Source organism: Mucilaginibacter yixingensis (genome assembly GCF_041080815.1).
GTDB classification, from domain to species: domain Bacteria; phylum Bacteroidota; class Bacteroidia; order Sphingobacteriales; family Sphingobacteriaceae; genus Mucilaginibacter; species Mucilaginibacter yixingensis.
Genome location: NZ_CP160205.1, coordinates 652876 through 679279 on the forward strand (window position 1 = coordinate 652876; position 26404 = coordinate 679279).

Genomic DNA, 26404 nt, shown 5'->3' on the forward strand with positions numbered 1-26404 from the left:
GGTTTCTGTGGGATTGTCAGCCCTATATCATACGTTTCTTCGGCACCACAACAGCGGTAACAATATGCACCATGCCGTTGCTTTGCTCAATATCAAACGTTTTGATAATGCTTTGTCCACCGTTCTCGTCGGTTAATACAATGTTGCGGTTGGCATCAATAGTAGCAGAAAGCTTACTGCCGGATAGGGTAGTATATACCGCGCTGCCATTATGTTCTTTAATGTTGCGGGCAATATCTTTGGCCGTTACTCTACCCGGAATGGCGTGGTAGGTAAGCAGGTTGCTCAGTTCAAACTTATGGGCGGGTTTCAGCAGGCTGTCCAGTTCGCCTGCGGGTAGTTTGGCAAAAGCAGCGTTGGTTGGGGCAAAAAGGGTAATGGGGCCTTTGCTCTCAAATGTTTCTACAAGACCGGCTTTATTAATGGCGTTAACAAGCGTAGTATAATCGGTTGATTTAGAAAAATTTTGGATGATATTCTGGTTGGTGGTCATGTTTACACCGTCTACCACTTTGGTTTTTACGCCTTTTGAGGTGGTATCAGTGCGTTGTGCAAAACAGGTGGCGGTCATTAAACTCAGTATCAAAATCAATCCGGTACACTTCATATCTCTTATCTTATATTAACTACAATACCAATAGAACAGATAAAGCGGCAAAAGAGCCGCTTTATATACAAAGGTATAAATAATAATTTTGTTTACCAGCCTGGTGTAAATCCTAAGCCAAACACGGGTTTCTTAACATCGGTACGGTTGAAGGGGATTGCCAGGTAAGGCTCCAATATAAAGTAGCCAAAAATATTTACCCTGAGTGATACGCCTGCGCTGGTTACCGGCACCTTGGTGTATACATTTTGTGTTACCGGCAGGTTGGTGTTGGGGTCAATCAAAGGGTTGCCGTTGCCATCAACGGCAGTTTCGGTACGCAGCAGGCGTGGGTTGCTGGAGAACTCAATTTTATCGCCATTGCTCCAGGCCAAACCTGCATCAAAGAATAGGTTTAGATCTGAGAACAGGAATTTTGATTTAATAACCGCCAATTTTTCCGGACCGGTAAATGGTAATCTTACCTCAAAGCTGGCCACCGCAATACGGTTACCTGAAAGCTGATCTACCGTAAAGTTGTTAGTTGGTGTCTTGTTGTTATTACTATAGAATGTTTGCGATTCATAACCTCTGATCAGGAATGGGTAGCCCAGGTAAAGCGGATACAGGTTATTTTGCGGTCCAAAACGGCCATAGGCATACAATCTGCCAGCCAGGGTTATTGGTTTAAGGCGGATGTATTTATTCAGATCAATAGTAGGCGAGAAATAATGGTATGTGCCCACATTGTACTCGGCCTCTAAACGATACCTGTAACCATTAAGCGGCGCTGCAATACCAAAGTAAGAGTTATCGCCCACCAAAGCTGTGTTTACCTGGAAAACCGAGAACGGGTTAAGGTTTACGCCGCCATTGGCAGGATCGGCAGAGTAATCTTTGTTTGAAATATGATGTTTCTGCACGTCCAGAATGCTGCCATAGTATGGGTCATTCGGGTTATTATCATAATAGGTGCTGAAGCGGTCTACACGGTAAGAGTAATAAGCTGCACCGCCACCAAACTCAATACGGGTAACTCTTGAAAACGGATAAGACGTGAACACGCCTACCTGATCCTGGAAAACACGGATGATATCATATCGCTCTTCAATAGCCGGAATGTTCTGGCCATTGGAGCTGTACGTAGTGTTCACCACGTTGTAGTTGGCATATTGGAATGGGATGTGCGAAATGCTGGTACCCAAATTCCAGCGGCCCTCCTGGTTAATGTAAGTAAACTGACCGCCAAAATCATAGATCTCGCCATTTACCGCAGCACCGGCATAGATCTGGTTTCTACCCAAAATATCGCTGAACACACCCTGTACGCCGCTGGCTAAACCGGTACCATAGGTACTTACGCCAACACCTACGCCACTGCTGGCCAGATAATCCAATTTAAATTGAGGGCGATATTTAATCTGCTTAACAGAGTCTGCCGGAATGCGCGGGTAAGCCAGGTAATTGCTCAGGTTGGCGTTGAGCAGATCTACACCTACAGATTTAAACGGCGGTAGCTGCGCTGCATCAAAATTGGTTTGATGGGCATCAACAGTTACTGGTTTAAAATCGGCATCCTTAGCGCGGTAGATAGCATATTTCTGTGCACGGTAGTAAGAGTAAACAATATCGTTATTATTAGAAATACTCAGCGCAGGCGAGAACTCGGTGATGCCGCTGATACCGGTAAACAAATCGGTCATTTGTTCTACTTTGCCGTCGGCCAGGGTATAACGGTACAGGTTGCGGAAACCATCACGGTTAGACAGGAAATAAATCTGTTTGCCGTCTGACGAGTAAACAGGGTTCAGGTTGTTGGCGCCGTCGAATACGTTAATGTCGGTCACTTTGCCTGTGGCCAGATCCAACTCGGCAAGTTTAAAGGTAATATCCTGCGATAGCGATTTATCATAAGTAGCCCTGTCGCTGGCAAAAACGATCTTCTTACCATCGCGCGAGAAACTGGGCTGGTAATCTGAGTATTTATCGTTGGTTAACTGGGTAACTTTTTTGCTCTCGGTGTTGTACAGGTATAAATCGCCCTGCCCTTCAGACATCCCCTGCGTAACAATGCTCTTGCCGTCTGGCGACCAGCTCAGGTTACTAAACTGCTCTGCCTTGCCCAGCGATACATCGTCCAGCACGCGACCGGTAGGTACCTCTACAATCATCATGCGGTTGCGCCCTTTGCTAAACACACTGAACGCAAACTTCTTGCTATCCGGCGACCATGCGCCTGCCGATTCGATAAAGTTAAACTCGTCTATGTGCGTGTTGGAGACCTTGCTCGTGAGCTTTCGGATGATTTGCCCCGTATGCGCATCGGCCAGGTACAAGTCTATCGTAAACAATTCTTTTTGCGAGAGGAAGGTGAGATAATTGCCATCAGGGCTGATAGACGGTGCCACCGTGTAATCGCCGCCGGTTTTATAGTCTATCAGCTTGGTGCCGATAGGCTTTTGCACCGTGTCTTTCAGGTAAGGTGCATAAGCGCTGGAGATAGCGTTTTTCCAGAGATTAGAAAGCGTTTTATCATCATAACCAAACGTTCTGCGGATGCCATACTCTAAGCCGAAGCGGGCCGCATTTTTAAAGAAAGGCACGATAATGCTATCGCCATAAGTTGAACCGAGGAACGACCAGAAGGCCTCGCCGTAGCGGTATGGGAAGTATTTATTGCTTTCGGTCAGGTCTTTTACAGTTGGGATATCGTGGTTCAAGTAAGCATCGCGCATCCACATGGCCGTGTAAGCATCTTTTTTGCCGATGGAAAGGTACTCGGCCATACCCTCAATCATCCACAGCGGGATGTTGTTGATGTTATCAATATTTGAGGTATCGTTACCCAGCAGTAAATGGTACTGAAAGGCGTGCACCAACTCGTGGCCTATTACGTGGCGGGTGGTTTGATTGGTTTCCATCACCGGCATTACCACACGGTTTTTCAGGCCTTCGGTAATACCACCGGTACCTACATCAATCTGCCCGTCAATGGCGGTTGTTTGTTGAAAATCCGGGTGATCTGCATAAAGAATGATAGGGTTGGCCTTGCGGAAGGTATCACGGAAGATCTGCTGATGCAGGGTGTACCACAACTCGCTCTCCTGCGCAAAACGTTTGAGCAGGCTATCATTCTTCATGTAATAGTAGATCTCAAAGTGCGGGGTTTTATAAACCTTAAAGTCGAGTTTTTTATAGCGCACTTTGTTTTGACCAAAATATTGTGCGTGTGCCTGCTGGCTGATAAAAAAGGTTGAAAACAGGGCGAACAGTAGGAGCACGCATCGCCTGGTTTTACGCAATAGCTGGTAGCGGTTATCCATATAGGAGGATTTTATAGGTATATCGTGATAAATTTACAGCAAAAAGGTTGTTATGAAAGCATAACAACCTTTTTTTAACATATTTATTGGCCTTCGGGCGATGGTCCGCCGCCCTCTGGGGCTGGTGGTTGGGGTTGTACCAACGTGGTATCAACAGGTGTCGTCAGGCTGTCGGTTGCGGTTGTATCCGCAGCAATATGCGGCGATGGACAGTTGTATTCTTTAGTGATCTTACCCCAGGGTTTCGGGAACGGACCGTAGGTGTAGCCTGATTTTGGATCGGCATAAACACGCTCCATAAAACTGCCGAAGATAGGCAGGGCCGTGTGCGATCCTTCGCCACTCTCTGACGAGTTGAAGTGAATGCTGCGATCATCATCGCCCACCCAAACCCCGGTTACCAGGTCTTTAGTAATGCCCATATACCAGCCGTCAACATAGTCGCTTGAGGTACCGGTTTTGCCGCCAATCTGGTTGTTCTTTTTCCAAAGACCGTTGTACTCCCACAATGCCTGCGAGGTACCACCTGGTTCTTCCATACCGCCGCGGAACATGTATAGCATTAGCCATGCCGTTTCCGGACTGATTACTTGCTCTTCTTTCAGCTTAAAATCGGCCAGTACGTTACCATGCTGATCGGTAATTTTGGTGACCAAAATCGGATCAACTTTTTTGCCTTTGTTCAGGAATGTACTGTAAGCGCGCACCATCTCATAAACCGAAACATCGTTTGAGCCTAATGATACCGATGGAATGGCCTTCAGCGGGCTTTCGATACCTACCTTGTGCGCATAGTCCACAATCTTATCCCAACCCACTTTCTCGGTCAGCTGTGCGGTAATAGAGTTAACCGATTTACCCATGGCCCAGCGCAGCGACATATCGCGGTAGCTGAAATGGAAATCGGCATTGTTTGGCGCCCAGGTTTCTTGCTTGCCCTCGTACGTATAGTTGATGGAAACCGGTTTGTCGGTAAACTTATCGCAAGGTGAGTAGCCGTTATCCAACGCAGTTAAATAGGCAAACGGTTTAAAGGTTGAACCCGCCTGACGCTTGGCCTGATTGACGTGATCGTACTTGAAATATTTATAGTTGATACCGCCCACCCACACTTTAATTTGGCCGGTAGTTGGCTCCATGGTCATCATACCGGTGTTCAGGATCTTGGCGTAGTACTTGATCGAATCTACAGTAGACATGGTGGTATCACGCTCGCCATGCCAGGTAAATACCCGCATTTGCTTCTTTTTGGTGAAGTAAGCATTCATCTGCAAGGTATCGCCGTTGTATTTCTTTTTCAATAGGTTGTAGATGGGCAGGCGCTGCTCGGCTTTCAATAGGAAGTCTTTAATCTCAACACCTTTAGAATCTCGCCAAGGGTTTTTATTACCCCAGATGCTATAGAAACGGCGTTGCAGCATCTTCATCTTTTCGGCCACAGCTTCTTCGGCATATTGCTGCAGGTGCGAGTCGATGGTGGTGTAGATTTTCAGGCCGTCTTCGTACAGGTCGTAGTCATTATCCTTGCACCATTTGCGCAGCCATTTTTCTACGGCCTGGCGCAGGTATGAGTCGCCTTGAGATTCATCATCAACATAGCTCAGGTCAAGGCCCAGCGGTTGTTTAACGTCGGCGGCGTATTCGTCTTTTTTCAGGTAATTGTATTTCTCCATCTGACCCAGAACCACGTTGCGGCGCTCCAGCGAGCGTGTTGGGTTATTGATAGGGTTATAGGTTGATGTAGCCTTGAGCATGCCTATCAGGGTAGCTGCCTGTGGAGCGGTTAAATCTTTAGGCTGTTTATTAAAATATTTGAGCGATGCTGTTTTGATACCGAACGAGTTGTTGCCAAACGGAACGGTATTGAAATACATGGTCAGAATGTCTTGCTTGTTATAAACATGCTCAATTTTATAAGCGGTGCTCCACTCTTTGATCTTGTAAACCAGCGTACGCAGCACCGGGATATGTTTTACCAAACCCTGCGATTTACGTTTACGTGTAGCAAACAGGTTTTTAGCCAGCTGCTGAGTAATGGTACTGGCACCACGTTTATCGCCTTTGGCGGTAGAGATCATACTGGTCATGAAGCTGTAGAAATCAACCCCGCCGTGTTTGTAAAAACGCACGTCTTCGGTTGATACCAGGGCGTTGATAAGGTTGGGCGACAGATCTTTATAAGCTATGGGCGAGCGGTTCTCGTGGTAGTACTTGCCGATGAGCTTGCCATCGGCGGTATAAACTTCAGACGCTACGGAGTAAGAGGGGGTTTTAATGTCCTGCATGTCTGGTGTATAGCCAAAGAGCCACAGGAAGTTAAGCTCTATAGCGCACACAAAAACAATAACAAAATAGATGAATATAACGAGGTACCGCAGGTACTTATTCTTTATGCGTCTGAACATTGGGTAAATATGGAAAATTATGGCGCTATATCATAGCCTGGATGGCAAATTTAACAAACGCTATTTCGTAAAATAAATTATGTTCTATTGCCGCTGGTGGGGTTTTCATCGATAGCTCATCAGTCTCAATAATACGATCCCGACTGTTTTAGCAGGGGACTTTAATATCCGTGCGGGCTATCCATCATCAGCAGGTGGCGGTCTCAGCTCTTTAAATACAGGCATCGAGACTGTATTTAAACTAATTCTAAATAAGTGTTGCAAAAATAAATAAGCCGAGATATATTTGCCGCAATATTAGAATTGGTCTAAATAAATATGAAATTCAACTTTTACCCCTCTAAAACAAGCTTTATATTGCTGCTCCTGGCGTTTTGCTTTACAAGCTTACAAGCACAAAACACCAACGGCAAAATACAAGGCACTGTTAAAACAACCGACGGCAAACGCGCTCCGGCCGTAACCATAACCCTGACAGAACTTAAACGTACCGCTATTACTAATGAGAATGGTACTTATATTTTTCAGAATGTAAAACCTGGTAGCTACACCCTTAATGTAACATTTATTGGCACCAGCGGGGCCCAGAAAACCGTTACGGTTATGGCAGGCAAAGTCTCAACAAAAGATTTTACACTTACCGAAAGCGCTGCCCAACTGGAAGAAGTAAGCATCAGCTCTGGCAAAACATTAAATAGCCGCCCGGTTACCTTCAATAAATCAGGCCTTTCTACGCTGGATATGCCCCAGAGCACGGGCGTGGTAAGCAGTCAGGTAATTCAGGATCAGCAGATTGAACGCCTGGGTGATGCCGTACGCAACGTTAGCGGTGTGAGCCTTACCCAAACTCGTGGTGGTGTAGGCGAAACATTTTCGGCGCGTGGCTATAGCATTGGCATTGGCGGCGGCGCAGGCAGCATATTTAAAAATGGCGTGCTGGTAAATACTGCCGGTTTCCCTGAAGCCAGTACCCTGGAGTCTGTTGAGATTTTGAAAGGCAGTTCTGCTTTGTTGTATGGTAACACTTCAGGCGGTTTGATTATCAACATGGTGACCAAGAAACCCAAATTTGAGAATGGTGGCGAAGTATCTATGCGCATAGGCAGCTACAATGAGTACAAACCTACCATTGATGTTTACGGCCCGATATCGCAAAATCTGGCTTACCGTGCCATTGCCACTTATGAAAACGACGGCAGCTACCGTGACCATGTAAAAACCGAACGTTTTTATGCCAACCCTTCGTTACTGTATAACCTGGGCAAAAGCACCACGATTTTAGTGGAAGGCGATTTCCTGAAATCTAACCTTACTCCAGATTGGGGTGTTGGCTCGTTGAACAATGGTCAGGCTATCCCAACCCAGGTATCACGCTCGCAGTTTATTAATACCAGCTGGGCATACAGCCACATGAACCAGTACACCGGCTCGTTTACGCTTAACCATAATTTTAGCGATAACTGGAAACTGAATTTTATTGGTTCTGCCCAAGGTACTGATATTGATTCTTACGGTTCTACCCAGCCCAACACTGTTGCCGCTAACGGCGACTGGAACCGTACATTGGCCCGCGCTAATACCCATGAAGGCGATTACACCAGTCAGGCAAACCTGACCGGCAACTTCAAAACCGGCGGCATCAGCCATCAGGTATTGTTTGGTACCGATGTTACCAAAGTAAATAACGTCAGCTATGCTTATACCATAAATGGTTTAGCTATTGGCAGCTATGCTTATGACAAGATCAACATCATTAACCTGGATCAATACGCTCAACGTACTGACGAACCTAATGCTGTAGCAGTTACCCGCACCACTGCGCCGGTTTACCGTTATGGTACCTACGCGCAGGATCTGATTAGCCTTACCAGCAAATTTAAAGTGCTGGCCGGTTTACGCTGGACATCACAACATACCGCCCAAACCAGTGTAGATTCGCTTCAAAAAGGCAAAACCATTGGCGGTACCGCAGCTACCCGTAACGATGCCGCTTTCTCGCCCAAAGTATCTTTAATTTATCAGCCCAACACTACTACATCAATCTATGCAGGCTACAGCAATAACTTCGCTGTTAACAGTGGTACCGATGTAAGCACTGGTCAGGGTTTAAAACCTTCTGTTATTGACCAATATGAGGCGGGTATTAAAAATGAGTTTTTCAACGGTAAACTATCGGCCAACTTCGGCATTTACCATATTATTAACAATAACCTGGCTGTAGTAGCTCCGTTTAGGGCTGATGGCGTAACGCCCAATACAGACAACACGGTTAAAACCTTTAGCGGCCAAACCACTAGCGACGGACTGGAAGTTGACCTGAACGGTAACCTGAGCAAAAACTTTTACTTTATTGCCGGCTATGGTTACAACTTTGCCCGTTACACTAAAACATCTGGCTTAAAAGGCTCTAACATTGAGGGCGAGCAACTGGTAATCAATCCGCGCAATACTGCCAATGCCAGCTTGTTCTACACCTTTACCCGCTCAAACCTGAAGGGCGTTAAATTAGGAGCATCGGCCTTCTACACAGGCTCGCGTCTGGCTGGTTACAACAACACTGTTGGCCAAACTCAAGCCTATAGCCGTTTATTGCCTGTAGGCGGGTTTGTTACGGTGAATGTTTCGGCGGGATATACTTACAAAAAAGTATCGCTGCTGGCCCAGCTTTCTAACCTGACCAACACCATGAACTACTTGATTCATGACAACTACAGCGTTACGCCAATTCCGCCACGCCAGTTCCTGACTACATTGGCTTATAAATTCTAAGATTAACACATCTACCTATAAAGCAAAAGCGCTGCTCATTTTAAATGAGCAGCGCTTTTGCTTTTCAATGCCTGTATAATCCACCGGTTTATTATTCTCAGGACGATAAGGCTGTTAAAGTTTAGCTCTATGGCTTATTGCCACGTCGGGGAAACTTTTGTAGCCCCAGGCTTTTAAATTGCGTCAGTATTTTTTGTTTGGCTAATTGTTCGTCGGTTAGTTCTTGTGTTTCGTCCTTTTGTTTAGTTAAATGGCGCTTGTCATGTCGCAACTTTAACCATACCCGGAATACAACATAGGCAATGAAAAGCCAAACTAAATACCCCACCCAGAACGGTACCCCACGGGTGCTATCAAAATTAGGGATGTAGCCGCTGATTATATTGACTTTATTTACCATCCCCCTTCTTAAAAACTCCCGCATCTACAAAACTGCTTTTGCCATCTTTAACCGCTATGGCTTTCAGTATGGTGGTTTTGGTCAGTTTCACAGGAGCAGCATATAGGGTTGAACTGGCGGTTGGAGCAGAACCATCTGTTGTATAATAAATTTTGGCATCAGCATCGGCACATTTTATTTCTATGCTGATGTTGTCTTTAAACGTACCGGACGGGGCTACAAAGTATGGGTTTGACACGATCAGGTCATCAACGATCTTAGATGACGGTTTCTCCAGATCCTGCACAAACAGGCGGTTGGGCAATCGGCCGGCAAAGTATTCAAAATCGCCGCCTTTGTTAATATCGTCATAGGTAAGATAGAGTTTGTTGTATGGCTTTTTGTTCAAACTCATGCCTTGCAGATAGATATTGCTTGATGCAGCGGCCGCGTTATAAACCGTGAATTTTTTACCATTCTCCAGGCTGATCACTGCTTTATCAAACTGGGGCAAACCAACCTGGTATTGCTGCCCGCCCGGCATCAGGTTGTAAATACCCAGCGCACTCATTACGTACCAGGCAGACATCTGTCCGCAATCCTCGTTACCCGCCAAACCGTCTGGCCCGTCGCTATATTCATCTTTCATGATCTTGCTCAGGTACAGTTGCGTTTTGGTTGGATCGTCTGTAAAGTTGTACAGGTAGGCAATGTGGTGGCTCGGCTCATTACCATGCGCATACTGGCCAATCAGTCCGCTAATATCAGGTTGATCTTTGCCGGTAATCTTGGCCTTGGTGTTGAACAGTTCATCTAACCGGGCTTCAAACTTGTTTCTGCCACCCATCTTGGCTATCAGTGTTTCTACATCCTGCGGTACCAGGAAAGCGTATTGCCTGGCGTTGCCCTCGGTATAGTTTTGGTTTACCTCGCTAGGATCAAACGGGGCGTACCAGCTGCCGTTGGTGCGTGCCTGTAAATAACCGTTTTGGTTGTTGTACAGGTTTTTCCAGTATTGGGCACGTTTAATGTACTCGTCATAGTCGGCTTGCTTGTTCAGCATTTTGGCAAATTGGGCAATGCACCAATCGTCAATGGCATACTCCAATGTTTTTGATACAGACTCGTCATTGTCATCAGCCAAAACAGCGCCATTGTTTTTGTAAGATCCCAGTCCGAATTGTTTGCGGTTAACCACAGCCTTCATAGCGTAGAGGGCCTTATCGGTATTAAAATCGCGTACGCCTTTGCTGTAAGCATCTACAATAACCGGGATGGAGTGGTTGCCCACCATACAATAAGTTTCCCACGAGCCTACGGGCCAAACAGGCAATACACCGTCTTCATCATACATGGCCAGGAAAGTCTTTATAAAATCCAGCGTACGTTTTTTATCGATGATGGTCAGCAACGGGTGCTCAGCACGATAGGTATCCCACAGCGAGAATATGGTATAGTAGTTAAATCCATTAGCGGTATGCACTTTCTGATCCATACCGCGATACTGCCCATCAACATCGTTATAAATGTTTGGAGCAAGCATGGTATGGTACAACGCGGTGTAAAAAATGTTACGCTTGATCTTGCCCTGATCTATCACAACAGGTGGCGCTTTTGGCTGCGGACCAACGCTGTAGCCGCCATACGGATTATAACCATTGTAAAGGTTCTGAGCGCTTTGTAAAGATTGCTGTGGCGGCGGCGAGCCTCCCTCTACCTGTATTTTAGCCAGCTCATTAACCCAGGTGTTATGTGCGGCTTTCTCAATCTTTTTAAAATCGAAACCGTAATCGTGCATTTCGGCGTCCAGGTTTTTCAGGGCGCCCTCGGCACTTACAGATGATAGTGCTACTTCTGATACCACATCGCCAGGGTTATCAAACTGCAGGTACATCTTTACGTTTTTGCCTTCAACCTTGGTTTTGCCCTGCTGCACCTGATCGTTCAGCGCTACGCCGTAGGTTTTGAACGGCTTAGAGAAGCGGGCATAAAAATACACATACTGATCCTCGGCCCAGCCTTTGGAACGACGGAAGCCGCGCACCTCATGATCATTTACCACTTCTATCCATGCATCGCGCACCTCATCCCGATGTTTCAGGTCGATGATGATATTGGCCTGAGGTGTGTTTGGGTAGTCATAATGATGTACGCCCACACGGGGGGTGGCAGTTAGTTCTACGTTGACGTTGTATTTATCAAGCCGGGTTTTGTAATAGCCTGGCGAGCCGCTTTCATACTTCTTTCTGAAGCTGGAACGGTATTCTGTATTGAGTAGTTTGGGTTCGCCGGTGGTAGGCATAAACAGGATGTCGCCATAGTCAGAACAGCCGGTGCCGCTCAGGTGCGTGTGCGAAAACCCATAAACCAGCGAATCGGTATAATGATAGCCAGAGCATCCGTCCCAACCTTCCAGCCGGGTATCCGGACTTAGTTGCACCATCCCGAAAGGCATGCTCGGACCGGGATAAGTGTGCCCGTGCCCGCCGGTGCCAATAAACACATTAACAGATGGTGTGTTATCTATTTTTTTCTGGGCCGATGCCTGTAGCATCAGTCCGCCTAAAAATAAGGATGGAATAAGGTAACGTAAGGCGTTTTTCATCAATGTTTACATGGACGTGTTAACAACGCAATTTACCGCTTTATTGTTATTTAAATAAAAAATAAGGCAAGGGGTGGGGGTTATTCATGAAAACTTCAGAGGGGGGCTTTCTGCTGACGGCGGCCGGAGGCCGCGGGATAGTCATCACTCGCGAAGACGCGAGCGATTGCGAAACTTACTTACCCCATTGCAGTCCCCGGCTCCGGCCCACAGGTGTTGGGAAGATAACAAGAAGCATTGGGGATTGTGCGATTCCCCTCTCGAGAGGGGTGGAGGGGTGTGTCACTTATGCTAGCGAATGACACACCCCTGCAGCCGCACATTCAACGCGCCCCCTCTCAAGAGGGGATTTTAGCTCTTTTCAACATATATGGGCTCCAGCCGAGTGACCATTATCCCGCGGCCTCCGGCCGCCGTCAATCGTTCAAAGCAGAAGCATAAAACAAGTACGGCCCGGGAATATTCCCGGGCCGTACTGTAAGAAACTAATCTTCAATCTTCACCAACTAACTCACTGCACCAATCTTTTTCAACAGCTTGCGGTTCTCACGGCGGTGGATCAGTTTATAAACCATCGCATAGATAACCGGCAGGATGAGCAGCGTCAATATGGTTGACGTTACCAGACCGCCAATAACCACAATGGCCAGCGGTTTCTGGGTTTCGCTACCAATACCGGTGGAGATTGCGGCCGGCATCAAACCGATGGCGGCCATCAGTGCGGTCATTACCACCGGACGCACGCGCGACACCACACCATCCAGGATGGCTTTATCCAGCGGCATGTGTTCTTCCAGGTTTTTGCGGAATACCGAGATCAGAATTACCCCGTTCTGGATACAGACGCCGAACAATGCAATGAAACCGATACCTGCCGATATACTGAAGTTGATACCAGTAATATGCAGTGCCAAAATACCGCCAATGAGGGCGAAAGGCACGTTCATAATTACCAGCGTGGCATCTTTAACGTTACCGAAGGTGATGAACAGGATGAGGAAGATGACCAGCAAACAGATAGGCACTACGTGCGCCAGGGTGTTTGAGGCGCGGGTTTGGTTCTCAAACTCACCGGCCCAGGCAAACGAGTAGCCCTGATCAAGCTTAACGGCTTTGTTTACTTTGCTTTGTGCCTCGGCAATGGTGCTACCCAAATCGCGGCCGCGGACAGAGAATTTTACGGCGATGTAACGTGAGTTGTTATCACGGTAAATAAACGCCGGGCCGGTCAGCGTGCGGATATCAGCAATCTCTTTGATGGCAATTTTTGAACCGTTAAGGGTTGGTACCATCAGGTTCTCAATCTTATCCTGTGTATCGCGGAAATCTTTTTGGTAGCGGATGCGCACATCAAAACGGCGCTCGCCTTCGTAAAGTTCGGTAGCGGCTTTACCACCAATGGCCATTTCAATTACAGCGTTGGCATCGGCGGTAGACACACCATAAAGCGCCATCTTACGCTGATCAAGCTCGATACGGAATTCCGGCTGACCTAGGTTTCTCAGTACACCTAAATCATCTACGCCTTTAACGCCTTTCAGTACTTTCATTACGGCATCGGCTTTCTTGTCCAGCGTTTCAAAATCGGGACCGAAGATCTTAACAGCCAGGGCGGCGTTTACACCGGCAACGGCTTCTTCCACGTTATCACGAATAGGCTGTGAGTAGTTAAATACTGCTCCAGGGATTTTGCGTAACTGCTGATCCATCTGGTCTATCAGTTCATCCTCGGTTAAACCTTTGCGCCAGTCTTTTTTGTTTTTCAAATCCACCTGGATCTGCACGTCGAAGAATCCCTTAGGGTCGGTACCGTCATTAGTACGGCCCACCTGCGCCAGGGTTTGTTTCACCTCGGGGAACTTGTCCAGAATCTGCATCATCTTTTGGTTGATGCTTTCGGCCTCTGGCAGCGATACGCTCATTGGCAACTCGGCTTCAACCCAAAGGGCGCCCTCGTTCAGGTCGGGCAAAAACTCGGTACCCAGCAACTTGGCCGACATAAAAGTGAGGGCCATAAAGCCAACAGCTACTAATAAGCTCAATTTTTGGTTATGATAAGTGAAATTGAACATGCGGCGCACGCCGTTTTCAAAGAAAATTACCACAGGGTTGTGTTTCTCCTTCACGTTCTTCCGCAGCAGAATGCTCGATAGGGCCGGTACCAGTGTCAGCGTAAAGATTAACGCCCCCAGCAGCGCAAAGCCCAGCGTGTAGGCCAGCGGCGAGAACATTTTACCTTCTACCTTCTGGAAAGCGAAGATCGGCATCAAACAGGTTAGGATGATGAGCTTGGAGAAGAAAATGGCTTTCCCCATCTCTGTACCCACGTTTTTAAATAACCCTAGCTTGGCTAGTTTGTTAAATTTCTCCATCCCTACCTCACGCGCCCGGTGATCAAGCGCTACAAAGATGCCCTCAACCATTACCACGGCACCGTCTATAATGATACCAAAATCCACGGCACCCATACTGAGCAGGTTGGCACTCATGCCCTTAATGCGCATACAGATAAACGCAAACAGCAGCGAGAGCGGGATGATGATAGCAACCGTTACGGTAGTGCGCCAGTCGGCCATGAAGAGGAATACAATTACCGTTACCAGGATGATACCCTCACAAAGGTTATGGATCACCGTTTCGGTACAGAAATCCATCAGGTTGGTACGATCGTAGAAAGTATCAATCTTAACATCTTTGGGCAGTATGTTATCATTCAGGTCTTTCACCTTGGCGCGTACGCGATCCAGCACCTCGGCCGGGTTTTCGCCTTTACGCATTACAATGATGCCTTCAATTACGTCTTTCTTCTTGTCGCGGCTCACCTGCCCCAGTCGCGGCAGACCGGCTTCGTGCACATCGGCCACATCTTTGGCCAGAATAGGCACGTTGTTAACGTTCTTGATGATGACGTTCTTCAGCTCATCAACGTTATTAATCACACCGATGCCACGTACTACATAAGCCTGGTCGTTCTTTTCAATTACATCGCCGCCCACGTTAATGTTACTGCGGTTAAGGGCGTTGAAAACATCCAGCGATGTTAGTTCATACTTGCGCAGCAGGGCAGGGTTAACGCTAACCTCGTAGCTTTTCTCTTCGCCGCCAAAGCTGTTTACGTCGGCCACGCCGGGTACGGCTTTAAACTGACGGTCAAGCACCCAATCCTGAATAGCTGTTAGCTCATGCAGGGATGCGGTTTTACTTTTGAGCGTGTAACGATAGATCTCACCTGTTGGCCCGTATGGCGGCTCAATCTCAGGTTTCACACCGTCAGGTAAATCGGCATTGGCCAGACGGCTCAGCACCTGCTGGCGGGCAAAGGCATCATCCACATCGTCATCAAAAATAATACGGGTGTATGATAGGCCGAAGGCCGACGTGGTACGCAGGTTTGATTTTTTCTGCACCGAGTTGAGCACCGTCTCTATAGGGATGGTGATGAATTTCTCCACCTCCTCTGCACTGCGGCCGGGCCACTGGGCGATGATAATGATCTGCGTATTGGTTACGTCAGGAAAGGTTTCAATAGGGGTATTGCTGTAGCTCCAGATCCCGAGCAGCACCATAATCCCCGTCAAAAAAAAGACGAAGTACCGGTGTCTGAGCGAGAAGTGGATGATATTTTTAATCAATTTATCCATTGTAGTGAATAGTGAGTTGTGAATGGTGAGTAGTTGCCTTTGATTTGTGAGTAGTTACTTGTGAGTTGTTTGTGAGTGTATCGATTTCTTAACCACTCACTACTCACTATTCACCACTCACTAAAAAAATCAATCACCCGTTAACGCATCGTACAGTAACAGTCCGTTTTTAGAGATCACTTTATCGCCGGGGTTAAGGCCGCTGCCGATGTAAGAGACATCGTCTACGGTTTTGATCACGTTCACTTCGCGCACTTTCAGGTCGCACTTGCTGTTGTAAACTACCACATAGTTTTTGCTGCTATCAAAAATGATGGCTTTGGCCGGTACAGATACCGCCTGGGCATTCTCGTTATTGGTAATGACCACGTTGGTGAACATCTCCGGTTTCAGCAGCATATCTGGATTTGGCAGGGCAATTTTGATTTTCAATACTTTGTTATCGGGATCAAGTACCGAGCTGATCTCGTTTACTTTGCCCATAAACACTTTGCCCGGGTAAGCAAGGGTGGTTACCTTGGCGGTATAGCCCACTTTTACTTTGCTGATATCGCTCTCGAACACGTTGGCCCAGATCCACACATCTTTCATATTGCTGATGGTGAACATGCTGCCGCTATTGTCTTGACGGATAAAGCTACCTGCGGTAATGTTTTTCTCTACAATGTAACCGCTCTCCGGCGCCTTGATTACCAACTGACCGCTCTCGCTGGTGTTGCCACCGCCGTTAATAGCAATCTGGTCGCGCACTTTGCGGTTGGCAGCTACGGCTTTGTTATAGTTTTCTTTAGCCTCGGTATACTCACGTTCGCTGCTGATGCCGTTTTTGTAAAGATATTCGGCCTGGTCCAGCTGGCGTTTGGCTACAGATACGTCGCTTTGGGTTGATGATAAGTCGGTGTAGTTGCCCGCCACATCGGCGCTGCGCATAACGGCCAGCGTTTGGCCTTTGCTCACTTTATCGCCAAGGGAAACTTTAACAGCAATTACCTGTCCGCTGCTGAAAGGGAAAACTTTTACTACGTTGTTATCATCATTAGATACCTCGCCAGAGAGGGTTAGCTCATCCTTCATGGTGGTGGTTTTGGCGGTATCGATGGTAATCATTTTAGACAGCGAATCGCTGATGCACACGTCCTTGCTCTCAGTATCCTGTTGTTTTTTTTCATGGCAGGCGCTTAAGCTTGCTATGGCCGCAGCTGCGGCTAAAAACATTACTTTCTTCATTTTATGGTTGTTAGGATGTTGGGTTTTTATGGTTTGATTACAGTTGTGCCGGTAGCGTAGTTCAAGTCGGCGATAGATTTTTGCAGGTTGTATTGCTGCTGCAACATCTTCAGTTTGGTATCCTTGTAGGTATCAAAAAAGTCCACAAACTCAATCAGTCCAATCTGCTTGTCTTTAAAGCTTTGCATCATGCTGTTAAACAGCTTGTCATACTGCTGGTTAAAGGCAGTTTGCTGCGTACTGAACAATTGCTGATTGAGGCGATACTGATTAACCGCGGCAACCACATCGTTCTTTAGCTGCGCCTCATTGTTTTTTACCACCGCATCCTGACTCATAGCCGCATATTTGGCCGATTTAATATTGCCCTGGTTACGGTTAAAGAAGGGCAGGGGTAAGCCAATTTGTAAACCATAATAGTTTTGCGCATAGCTGCTGTTTTTATCATAAGCCACGCCGAGGGTTACATCGGGCACGGCATTGGCTTTTTGCAGGGCAAGGTTATGGTTGGCAGAGTTAAGCTGATATTGGTTGGACAGGTAATCAGGGCGATTGGTTTTGGCTTGCTCAATCAGCGCCTGTACATCAAGCGTAGCGCCTTTATCGGGCATGTCATTAATCTGCGGCGCAATAAAGCTGGTTTCTTTTACCAGGAGCAGGGTTTTCAGTTCGTTTTGCAGATCATTAATCTGGCGGTTGTTCTCCACCATATCATTCTGCAAGCCAAACAGCAGGGCTTTCAGACGGATGAGGTCTTTCATCGAAGTATTACCTGCATCGTATGATTTCTGGATGGCGTTCACCAGGTTCTCGGCTGAGTTGATCTCGTTCTGGTAAACCTTGCCCTGGTCAATCAGGTTAGCCAGCTGACCGAAATCCAGCTGAAGGTTGTAGCGCAGGTTACGCATCAAGTCGTTAAACTGGGCTTCCTGCACCTGGGCATCGTCTTTAGCCACCTGTACCTGCTTGCCGCGTTTGCCTGCTGTGGTAAACACCTGGCTCAGCTGCACAAAAACCTGACCCAGGCCTTCGCTTGTATTGTGGTAAAAGAATTTCTTGCTGCCCGAATCATAAATGTTCTGATCGGTACTGAGGGTTGGGTTGTCCCACAGCTTCGCTTGCTGTATCAGCGCTTTTTGCGCCTCAACATTGTATTTCTGTGCAAGCAAGCTCAGGTTATTCTCAAGGAACTGTTTTTCAGCGCCTTGAAAATTTAGTTTAAGTGTGTCAGTTTGGGCATGGGCCCGATTTGTCAATAGAATGGCAGCGACACACCAAGCCGCCATCCTTTTGGATGGTTTTAGCATGAGTTTAATCAAAATTCAACAGTGCAAAAGTTTCATTGGTTTATGAAGTTTTGATGAAGGAAATATAATGAATGCGGGATGGTAAAGAAAGCGTTACAACTGTCAGGTAATTAGTTAACAGATGTTGAACCCAATAATAAATTGGTTTTAAAAAAAGCACTAGGTTAACAGTCCATCTCGTACCTTTGGTCTTAGATCTTTAAGCTCTGATTTACCAGGCCGCGGATCTCCGAAACCATTTTCATATCACGCCGATCTTTTATAGTTTAGGCACTGAAAAGCATGTTGCCGATGTTTGACAAAAACAAAGAAGAACTCATCCTCGAAACCATATCTATTACTAAGAACTTCTTTGGAAATAAGTCGTCAGGAGTAAACAATATCACGCTTTTTGTACCCAAGGGAAAGATTACCGGCATTGTTGGCGAAAGCGGTAGCGGCAAAACTACACTGCTCAATTTGCTATCAGGTTTAATGGTGCCCGATTCTGGAGACGTGTTCTTTAACCAGGAACGCCTGCCCGACCGCGAGAAGGACCGCCAGGAGGTACATAGTTTCATCAAATTTCTTACCCAGGATAATTACGAAATGCACCTGCACGACACCGTGTGGGATAACGTAAAATCGGGACTACGTGCGTCTGATGTGAACTACGAAACGCAGAAAGTAAGCGAGGCACTTAATACTTGGGGTATTCAGCACCTGCATGATCAGGTTTATTCAAAACTGAGCGGTGGTGAGAAACAACGTGTGAGTATTGCCAAAGCGCTCATCAGCTTGCCACAGGTGTTGCTGCTGGACGAGCCTTTTAACCAGATTGACGCGCGCTATCGCGAAGGGTTGCAGCAGGACATTCGCAACATTGTTACAAAAATGGGGATAACTGCTATCCTGGTTTCGCATGACCCGGCCGAGCTGCTCTCTATGGCCGATCAGTTGATTGTGATTAAGGAAGGTGAGATTGTGGAAAGCGGCAGCCCGCAAGAACTTTATGAATCGCCCAAATTGCTTTATACTTCGCTCATCCTGGCCAATTGCACGCACCTTACGCCAGAGCAGGCTAAGGTATGCGGCATCAGCAGCAAGCGGGGCAGCGTAGTGATTTATGCCGAGGATATCAAGATCACCGGCGGCCTCACCAAAAGCTGGCATATCATCAACATTCTATTTAAAGGCACCCACGAAGAGCTAGTTATCCGCCAGCGAGATGTTACCCTGCGCGTGCAAAATCTCAATAAAGGCAAATACAAAATTGGCGGTAAGGTAAATATCAGCATCCAGCGGCACCACGAGTTTGGCAGGTGGAGTTAAGTTTTTTAGGCCAGGAAGTCCGAAAGTCAATAAAGTTTGGATGTATTTAGTATCCCCTCTTGAGAGGGGGCGCGTTGAAGGTGCGGTTGCAGGGGTGTGTCATTTCGTGCGTATAAAGGACACACCCCTCCACCCCTCTCAAGAGGGGAATCGCACAAGCCTACGCTTCTTTCTAGTTTTCCAACACCCGCAGGTTAGAACCGAGCGACTACGGGAATATAACCGCCATGTTATGCTGAACCTGTTTCAGCACCTCACACGGATTAAATTCTGTGGTTGAAAAATCCTACAGCGCATAAACCCTGAAATTCCGCACCTCCTGCCGTGACCACGTGGATCGGAACCCAAAATACCCCGATTTTAACAACTGCGGATCATCATAAGTAAAATAACACTCGCCGTTTACCCAGTAACTGGTGGTGCCATTTTTAACCACGATTTTGATGTGATAGGTTTTACCTTTCTGCAATAGGTGCGGCGCATCCAGGTATTCTTTGATTACCGGTTTGGTGCCATTCTCCAGGTATTTGCGGAAACGAGTGGTTTTGTTGGTGTTGCCGCCCATGCCTACGTAATAAAGCTGCAGATTATCATATTCCTCAAACTTGCCGCTGCGGGTAAACAGGTTGGTATGATGCGGATCGCTGGCCATCCAGAACTGGTTAAAGTCAGACAGGCGGTCATTCCTGCCCGTATCCACCAGTACCTGCCGGTCATACTCTATTTGTATGTTACCGCTCAGTACCTTGTTTAGCCACACCGTAACGCCGCCCCTGGTATCCAGCACCAGCGCGCCATTTTTTGTTTGTACCGATGATGTAGCGCCAGGTTTGGGCTCTATCTCTGTCACCCAGGTTTTGGCATCTAGCGGTTTGCTGAAATCATCCGCATAAATGAGTTTGCCCGGTGTTTGAGCAAATGCGGTTTGGCATAAGAGTAGGAGTATGAGGAGTTTTTTCATATTATAATACAAAAATTGGTCATGCCGAACTTGTTTCGGCACCCCACATGCTAAGCCACATTAGATGTCGACTTACTGTTCTTATGGGGTGCCGAAACAAGTTCGGCATGACGTGAAGGGACGTTTATCCTACTTCCCGTCCCAGGCAAAATTATGCTCAGGTATCTGGTCGCCGGCCATTTGCAGCAGCTCTATGGCGTTTAAACACCATTGCGATGTGCTGTTGGTAGATACATTCCTGATCTCCTGAAGCGGTTTTACCACCATCGGGCCTTTCAATATTTGCGTGTCAAAGCGCGCACCACCACCAAAGCGACCGGGTTGTTTAGGCAGGAAATAATCCCAGGCGCGTTGGGCAAATTTGGTGTCTTTGGTCATTACGTAAGCATAACCAGGCTGTCGGGCGTAATCGCCGTTCGGGTCACCAAGAGGTTCTTTTACCTCTTTGCCGAAGGCGGCCTGCACATCTTCCAACGGTGCGCCGTAGAGCGAGCAGTATTGCAGGTAAAGGCGGTTCCAATCTTTATTGTTTAGTATCGGCGTCAGTTCATAAGCCATTTCCATGCCGCCCATCAGCGTGGCCAGGTGCAGGCTGCCAATATCACCCTGATCTAACTGGTAGAAATGACCGGTTGCAGGGTCATAACCCATACCGGCATCTTTGCCCTTGCCAGAGTAAAACCCATGCGGCATTTTGGCAAAATCATTCAGGCCGACCAGAATCTTGTTCTTCCATTTCACATCGCCGGTGCGTTCCCACTCGGTCATGTAGTTGCCTACCAGGCCCACCCAATCCGGACCGAAGCGGGCGTGGGTTGGGTATTTGCTTTTCGGCAAAATCTCGCGCAGCGGATCAACATGTGCCAGGCCGCTATCGGCGTGCATGGCGGCATCGTGCATAATATCGCCGGTACGCTCGTCTGTAGTCAGATAATAGAAGCAGCGGCGCAGGATGGCCTGGCTTTCGCGCACTTCTTTAGAACCATCGCCCCAATGGTTTACGTTATGGCGCGAGCCCAGCCCCATCATCGGCCCAAGGTGGTAGCAGTCAACCTCGCTGGTGTGGCGCGTCATGGCCTCGGCCATTTTAAAAATATCAGCTCTGCCACTCCGCAAGTAGCTGTACCAGAGCCATAAGTCGGTTGATAGCTCGGTGTTATCCCATGCAAAACCGCCGATGTCATACTTCCAGGTGTGGCGCGAGGCATCATAGCTGTGCATCACGTCGCCATAGTTCCAGAAGCCGTACCACTCGCGTTTATCAATCTCCTGCTGATAAAAGGCGAGGGCTTTGTCCAGCTGATCTTCAATCCAGGCTTTGCCTTTGGTTGACCGGTCCGGTAAACTCCACAAGCCCAACGCACCCACCTGATGCAGGTATTGCGGTGTGGTGACCAGCAGTTGGGTGTTATTGGTTGCGGCTGCATCATTAGCCAGTTGCTGGTTGGTAGGCATGGCAGCGTACGGACAGATCATCACCTCGCTGGTGCGACCAACACCGTACGGGGTACTAAAGCCGGGCTGCACATCCTCATAAGTCACATTCAGATCGTGAGCAGTAGTATCATAGTGACGCAGGTCCATCGCGTCAGCATACGGCGACCACATCCACACGCTCATTTTAGCTTGCTTGGTGCGGGTTCCGTTAATCTCTAACGCGGCAGGGTATGACTGCCAGAAGTTTTTCAGACACAGCGCCAAACCGCCGCTGGCATCGCCGGCAAAGGCCAAACCGGTGGCGCGTTTGCCGCCAATTACATCCAGCCAGCTGCTGGCGCCGTTGGTGCGTTTTTGTATGTTGAAGCCATCGGCACTGTTTTGGGTAAGTTTGTAATCGTTCCAACTGGCCATATTGTCAAACAGGCCTTTCTGGGTTGGTACCGATGCCACGTTAGGCAAGCGTTTGCCCTGCGCCTGATCAAACAGGTAAGGGCTTGGCCTGCGCCCGTTAAGCGGTTGCACCGGCTCGGCCCAAACACCATCATCCTCGCCAGAGAAACGCACGTGGCGGTTCTGCAACTCCTCGCGGAAAGGCACATTAAACGTTAGCCCCATGCCTTTTATATAGTCCTTAAACTGATCGCCATCATAAACGATGGTATGGATCAGCCTGATGTTAGACACTCCCGCATAAAAATAAAACCGCAGGATGAACGGGATAAGGCTGCGGCTTCCATTTGCTGCTTTAAACTTCCCCTCAACCTTTACCACCGCACGCAGCGGTCCGCTTTGCTCTACTTTTACAGATGATACCTCGCCCAGGTATTTTTGCCTTACGGGCGATGATTCTACATCGGCAGCGGCATCTGCTTTATCCTGCAAAATGCAGGTGAGCTGCCCATCTGTAGCGATGGACTTGCCGTTGATGACGAGCGATGGCATTACCGTATTGCCGGTTTTGGCAAGCACGCATTGCATAGCGCCGGTATTAATACGCACGCCCTGTGCATCGTCGGTAATTTGCAGCGTAGCGTTGGCGGCTGTTTTATCTTTTGTGCCGATCATTTTAATCGACAGATCATGCGCCCCCGAATCGGCTACAGCCGCGAAGCCTGTCCACTTGATAGAGCCGTCCGGCCAGTAGGCCAGGGGCCAGCTTTGTACGGCTTGCGTGCTACCATCGGCTTTAGCCAGCGCAAACTGTGCCGACTTTTTTACCTGTCCCTGCGGCCAGGGGATGCCCCAGCTAACACCAGTGGTTTTGGTGGGCGTACCGTTTAACCATTTCAGCGGGATGTTGATCTGCTGTGCGCTGCTGCCCAGCGTGGCCAGGCAAGCTACCGTGCCCAGGCTTAATTTTAGTGACCGGAAAATGTTCATCGCTCAAATAATCGGGTTTATGATTTGATTTGGTACCCACCACGTCATTGCGAGGTACGAAGCAATCTCTGTACAGGACATTCGGGTATGCAATTCTGCTTTGCATTTGCAGAGATTGCTTCGTACCTCGCAATGACGTAGTGACTAATTTATTATAGATCTAGATGTTATCTTTCTTACTTCCCACTCTCAAAGCAACCCAGATCCGGTGCCTTGCCACTAAATGGAAAGCCGATATCCTGACCTTTATCTACAAACTGGCTGTTAGGTTTCAGGTGCATAAAGGTAATATCGGGCAGGCTGCCGTCGGCCTTGCGGGGGGCGGTCAGCTGGGTTTCGTCAACGCTGATAAAATCACCGTTGCTGGCGGTCAGGTTCAGGTCGAAGTAGTTGTTGGCCGTATCGTTTTTACCATCGCTAATGTTCATGGTTTCTTTATTGCCTTTATAGCCCAGGTTGTTGCGCATTTTATGGTCATAGCCCGGTACATCGGCATTTACATCGTCGTGTAAACGGTTCAGCATATTAAAGTTAACGTTGTTACGGTAGGCCGTGTTGTTGTACCAAAAACTTCCGGTGACGTGGTGGTTTGAATAAAACCCGTTTGATTTATTGTGTACTGCCAGGCAAAATTGTACGGTGTTTTGCGGTACAGGGTTAGGTATTTCACTACCTGGTCTGCGCGCATAGCCACCTGCTTTAAAGCCGTTGCCATCGCCCTCGCTTTTAAAATCTTTGTCATAGCCATTGTAGAATGCCCAGCAATGGTCAAACATGGTAGCCTCGTGTGCATTAATGCAATCATAGCCGTCATCACTGTTAAACCATGACCGGCATCCGCGGAAAATATTGTTCTTGCCGCCCGCCGCCGGGTGACAGCCAAAACCATCGGTATTGCCACCGCGACCGTTCTCAGAGAAATAATCCCAGTTACGATAAGCATCGCAATTCAGAATGAGGTTGTTGCCGCCGGCAATGAGGTAAAAGCCAATGGCCATACCATCGTGCATGCTCAGCTGCTCATAGATATTGTGGTTGCCGCGGTTTTCAAAACACTCAGACTGGGTATGGCCTTTAATAGTTACCTGCACGGCCGTTACCTCAAAACCTTTCAGGTGGATGTAATTGCCGGTCACGTAAAAAGCTGCTACACGCAGGTTAGCCGGTTTAACAGCCGAGTATTCAAACACAGGTTTCTCGCCCGGGTAAGCAAAGTAATTGATGTATTTGCTGGCTTCGCCGCTTTTATCAAGGTAGGTTACGCAAGCATAATTGCGCTCATTACGAGCAATCTGGGCTTCGGTCATGTGATAGGTGCCGCCGCGTAGAAACACGGTATCGCCGGGCGATACGGCGCTTTGAGCTTTTTGCACCGTAGCAAATGGTTTGGTTTTTGAGCCGTTATTACTGTCGCTGCCGTCAGGGGCGACATAAAAATTTGAGGCCAGTACAGGCTTGGCAGCACACAGCAGGGCCAGAAGTAAAAGTTTTTTCATGAATGGTTTTTAATTGGTATGCCTCAACTCATCACCTCTCGATCGCCCCTAAATCCTTTCCAAAGGAGAGGACTTTGATTAGCATGTTATTAAATGAGAGTGAATGAGGGCCGAGGTTAAATAAATGTCCAGTATTCAAGGTGAAAAGCTATCCTGTTGTATCCTGATGATTGGTAACAATTGTGTGATGGATGACCAAGTAGAATAGAGATGGTCTTAGAAGATAGCCCACATGCAACCCCTCTCCCTCGGAGAGGGGATCGGGGAGAGGTAAATTCTTGATCCACATCAACACCAAACCTTGCCACAATAGGTAACTTTGATCTATACAAAGAGGAGACACTATGAAAAAGAGTATAGAAGTAATTACCCCAAGACCAGCCCGTCCGGGCATGGTGGGCGATGGCTTCAGGGTTTTTAATATGATACCAGGCGCAGGCATTTCGCAGCAGCGCATCAGTCCGTTTTTGATGATGGATTTTGCGGCCGAGTTTGATTTCCCGCCGTCAGAAACGGTGCGCGGTGTTGACGTGCATCCGCATAAAGGTTTTGAAACGGTGACTATTGCCTACAAAGGCAGCGTGGCGCATCATGATAGTGCGGGCAACAGCGGCATCATTAATCCAGGTGATGTACAGTGGATGACGGCAGGTGCCGGTATCTTGCACAAAGAATATCACGAGCAGGAGTTCTCACGTCGTGGTGGACCATTTGAGATGGTACAGCTGTGGGTTAATCTGCCAAAAAAAGATAAATCGGTAGCACCGCATTATCAGCCTATTACCGCTGGGCAAATGGGTAAAGTTACCTTGCCAGATAATGCGGGCCAGGTAAATGTAATTGCCGGCAAGTTTGAAGATACACACGGAGCGGCAGCTACCTATACCGAGGTAAACCTGTTTGATATTAAATTGAACAAAGACGGGCACACCGCCTTTAAAGTTCCGGCCGCGCATAACAGTGCACTGTTAGTAGTGAAAGGTGATGTACAGGTAAACGGCGAGCACGCAGCCGAGCACAGTTTTGTGTTATTTAATAATGATGGTGATGATATTGAGCTCACCGCCTTTGCCGACAGTGTATTGTTATTGCTAAGCGGCGAGCCAATTAATGAGCCGATTGCAAGCTATGGTCCGTTTGTAATGAATACCGAGGCCGAGATTTATGAGGCTATCCAAGAGTTTCAAGCAGGTAAATACGGTATATTAGAATAAACTTTTACCGAATGAAAGAACAGTATCAAGAGATGCCCCTGGTGCGCAACGAAGAAGAACGCCAGTTTGAACTGCACGTAGGCGATGGCCTGGCACGCATAGTTTATGCCGAAGGGAAGGATCGTATTGCCCTGCTGCACACCGAGGTAACGCCAGATCTGGAGGGCCAGGGCGCGGCAACGGCTATTATAGAAAAGACGTTGGTTTATATAGAAGAGCATCATTTAAAACTGTTGCCGCTTTGTCCGCTGGTTGGTGCGTATCTGGAAAGGCACCCGGAGTGGAAAAGGATTTTGGTGGATTGACCTCTCCCCAACCCCTCTCCGAAGGAGAGGGGCTTTTACATGCCGACCGGCTTTT

15 protein-coding genes are annotated in these 26404 nt (G+C 47.8%); 4 read left to right on the forward strand and 11 right to left on the reverse strand.

Translation table 11 applies throughout. The features are described from left to right. Positions 1-22 precede the first annotated feature (22 nt). The 3 genes from ABZR88_RS02785 to ABZR88_RS02795 form a co-directional block, all read right to left on the reverse strand. Entirely contained in the window at positions 23-607 is a 585-nt protein-coding gene (locus ABZR88_RS02785) for a fasciclin domain-containing protein (RefSeq protein WP_107829464.1), read from the reverse strand. A gap of 92 nt (positions 608-699) precedes the next feature. Then, a complete protein-coding gene (locus ABZR88_RS02790) occupies positions 700-3909 on the reverse strand; it encodes a PD40 domain-containing protein (RefSeq protein WP_107829466.1) in 3210 nt (1069 codons plus the stop codon). Between the two features lie 83 nt (positions 3910-3992). Beyond that, on the reverse strand, positions 3993-6314 hold the full coding sequence (locus ABZR88_RS02795; protein WP_107829468.1) for a penicillin-binding protein 1A: 2322 nt from the start codon (positions 6312-6314) through the stop codon (positions 3993-3995). Between the two features lie 318 nt (positions 6315-6632). Between ABZR88_RS02795 and ABZR88_RS02800 the strand changes: the two genes are divergently transcribed. Beyond that, a complete protein-coding gene (locus ABZR88_RS02800) occupies positions 6633-9083 on the forward strand; it encodes a TonB-dependent receptor (protein WP_107829470.1) in 2451 nt (816 codons plus the stop codon). A gap of 127 nt (positions 9084-9210) precedes the next feature. Here the strand turns inward: ABZR88_RS02800 and ABZR88_RS02805 are convergent, their stop codons facing one another. The 5 genes from ABZR88_RS02805 to ABZR88_RS02825 form a co-directional block, all read right to left on the reverse strand. Continuing rightward, the gene (locus ABZR88_RS02805; RefSeq protein WP_107829472.1) at positions 9211-9483 is read right to left on the reverse strand and encodes a hypothetical protein; all 273 of its coding nucleotides are present in this window, start codon (positions 9481-9483) and stop codon (positions 9211-9213) included. Beyond that, a complete protein-coding gene (locus tag ABZR88_RS02810) occupies positions 9473-12067 on the reverse strand; it encodes a GH92 family glycosyl hydrolase (RefSeq protein WP_107829474.1) in 2595 nt (864 codons plus the stop codon). Before ABZR88_RS02810 ends, ABZR88_RS02805 begins: the two co-directional genes overlap by 11 nt. Before the next feature lie 506 nt (positions 12068-12573). Next, on the reverse strand, positions 12574-15708 hold the full coding sequence (locus ABZR88_RS02815) for an efflux RND transporter permease subunit (protein WP_107829476.1): 3135 nt from the start codon (positions 15706-15708) through the stop codon (positions 12574-12576). Positions 15709-15837: 129 nt separating this feature from the next. Then, positions 15838-16935, reverse strand: a complete 1098-nt coding sequence (locus ABZR88_RS02820; RefSeq protein ID WP_107829478.1) for an efflux RND transporter periplasmic adaptor subunit — start codon at positions 16933-16935, stop codon at positions 15838-15840. Between the two features lie 26 nt (positions 16936-16961). After that, a complete protein-coding gene (locus tag ABZR88_RS02825; RefSeq protein WP_107829480.1) occupies positions 16962-18242 on the reverse strand; it encodes a TolC family protein in 1281 nt (426 codons plus the stop codon). A gap of 291 nt (positions 18243-18533) precedes the next feature. On the opposite strand from ABZR88_RS02825, the gene ABZR88_RS02830 reads away from it, so the two are divergent. Then, positions 18534-19553, forward strand: coding sequence for an ABC transporter ATP-binding protein (locus ABZR88_RS02830; protein WP_170113636.1), 1020 nt, complete (start codon positions 18534-18536; stop codon positions 19551-19553). A gap of 286 nt (positions 19554-19839) precedes the next feature. Here ABZR88_RS02830 and ABZR88_RS02835 read toward each other — a convergent pair whose 3' ends face one another. From ABZR88_RS02835 to ABZR88_RS02845, 3 genes are all read right to left on the reverse strand, one after another. Further along, on the reverse strand, positions 19840-20514 hold the full coding sequence (locus tag ABZR88_RS02835; protein WP_107829484.1) for a DUF6250 domain-containing protein: 675 nt from the start codon (positions 20512-20514) through the stop codon (positions 19840-19842). A gap of 129 nt (positions 20515-20643) precedes the next feature. After that, entirely contained in the window at positions 20644-23334 is a 2691-nt protein-coding gene (locus tag ABZR88_RS02840; protein ID WP_107829486.1) for a hypothetical protein, read from the reverse strand. A gap of 176 nt (positions 23335-23510) precedes the next feature. After that, positions 23511-24830, reverse strand: a complete 1320-nt coding sequence (locus tag ABZR88_RS02845) for a DUF1565 domain-containing protein (protein WP_107829488.1) — start codon at positions 24828-24830, stop codon at positions 23511-23513. A gap of 344 nt (positions 24831-25174) precedes the next feature. Between ABZR88_RS02845 and ABZR88_RS02850 the strand changes: the two genes are divergently transcribed. Both ABZR88_RS02850 and ABZR88_RS02855 read left to right on the forward strand, forming a co-directional pair. Further along, positions 25175-26044 (forward strand): pirin family protein, encoded by an 870-nt coding sequence (locus ABZR88_RS02850; RefSeq protein WP_107829490.1) that lies wholly within the window; start codon positions 25175-25177, stop codon positions 26042-26044. A gap of 11 nt (positions 26045-26055) precedes the next feature. Further along, positions 26056-26349, forward strand: coding sequence for a GNAT family N-acetyltransferase (locus ABZR88_RS02855; RefSeq protein ID WP_107829492.1), 294 nt, complete (start codon positions 26056-26058; stop codon positions 26347-26349). Positions 26350-26404: the final 55 nt, after the last annotated feature.

What these genes read in the sequence shown, in the direction of transcription:
- ABZR88_RS02820 (WP_107829478.1), bottom strand. Translation starts at nt 16,935, where the DNA reads ATGAAGAAAGTAATGTTTTTAGCCGCAGCTGCGGCCATAGCAAGCTTA.
- ABZR88_RS02855 (WP_107829492.1), top strand. Translation starts at nt 26,056, where the DNA reads ATGAAAGAACAGTATCAAGAGATGCCCCTGGTGCGCAACGAAGAAGAA.
- ABZR88_RS02815 (WP_107829476.1), bottom strand. Translation starts at nt 15,708, where the DNA reads ATGGATAAATTGATTAAAAATATCATCCACTTCTCGCTCAGACACCGG.
- ABZR88_RS02810 (WP_107829474.1), bottom strand. Translation starts at nt 12,067, where the DNA reads ATGAAAAACGCCTTACGTTACCTTATTCCATCCTTATTTTTAGGCGGA.
- ABZR88_RS02795 (WP_107829468.1), bottom strand. Translation starts at nt 6,314, where the DNA reads ATGTTCAGACGCATAAAGAATAAGTACCTGCGGTACCTCGTTATATTC.
- ABZR88_RS02790 (WP_107829466.1), bottom strand. Translation starts at nt 3,909, where the DNA reads ATGGATAACCGCTACCAGCTATTGCGTAAAACCAGGCGATGCGTGCTC.
- ABZR88_RS02825 (WP_107829480.1), bottom strand. Translation starts at nt 18,242, where the DNA reads ATGCTAAAACCATCCAAAAGGATGGCGGCTTGGTGTGTCGCTGCCATT.
- ABZR88_RS02785 (WP_107829464.1), bottom strand. Translation starts at nt 607, where the DNA reads ATGAAGTGTACCGGATTGATTTTGATACTGAGTTTAATGACCGCCACC.
- ABZR88_RS02800 (WP_107829470.1), top strand. Translation starts at nt 6,633, where the DNA reads ATGAAATTCAACTTTTACCCCTCTAAAACAAGCTTTATATTGCTGCTC.
- ABZR88_RS02840 (WP_107829486.1), bottom strand. Translation starts at nt 23,334, where the DNA reads ATGAACATTTTCCGGTCACTAAAATTAAGCCTGGGCACGGTAGCTTGC.
- ABZR88_RS02835 (WP_107829484.1), bottom strand. Translation starts at nt 20,514, where the DNA reads ATGAAAAAACTCCTCATACTCCTACTCTTATGCCAAACCGCATTTGCT.
- ABZR88_RS02805 (WP_107829472.1), bottom strand. Translation starts at nt 9,483, where the DNA reads ATGGTAAATAAAGTCAATATAATCAGCGGCTACATCCCTAATTTTGAT.
- ABZR88_RS02850 (WP_107829490.1), top strand. Translation starts at nt 25,175, where the DNA reads ATGAAAAAGAGTATAGAAGTAATTACCCCAAGACCAGCCCGTCCGGGC.
- ABZR88_RS02830 (WP_170113636.1), top strand. Translation starts at nt 18,534, where the DNA reads ATGTTTGACAAAAACAAAGAAGAACTCATCCTCGAAACCATATCTATT.
- ABZR88_RS02845 (WP_107829488.1), bottom strand. Translation starts at nt 24,830, where the DNA reads ATGAAAAAACTTTTACTTCTGGCCCTGCTGTGTGCTGCCAAGCCTGTA.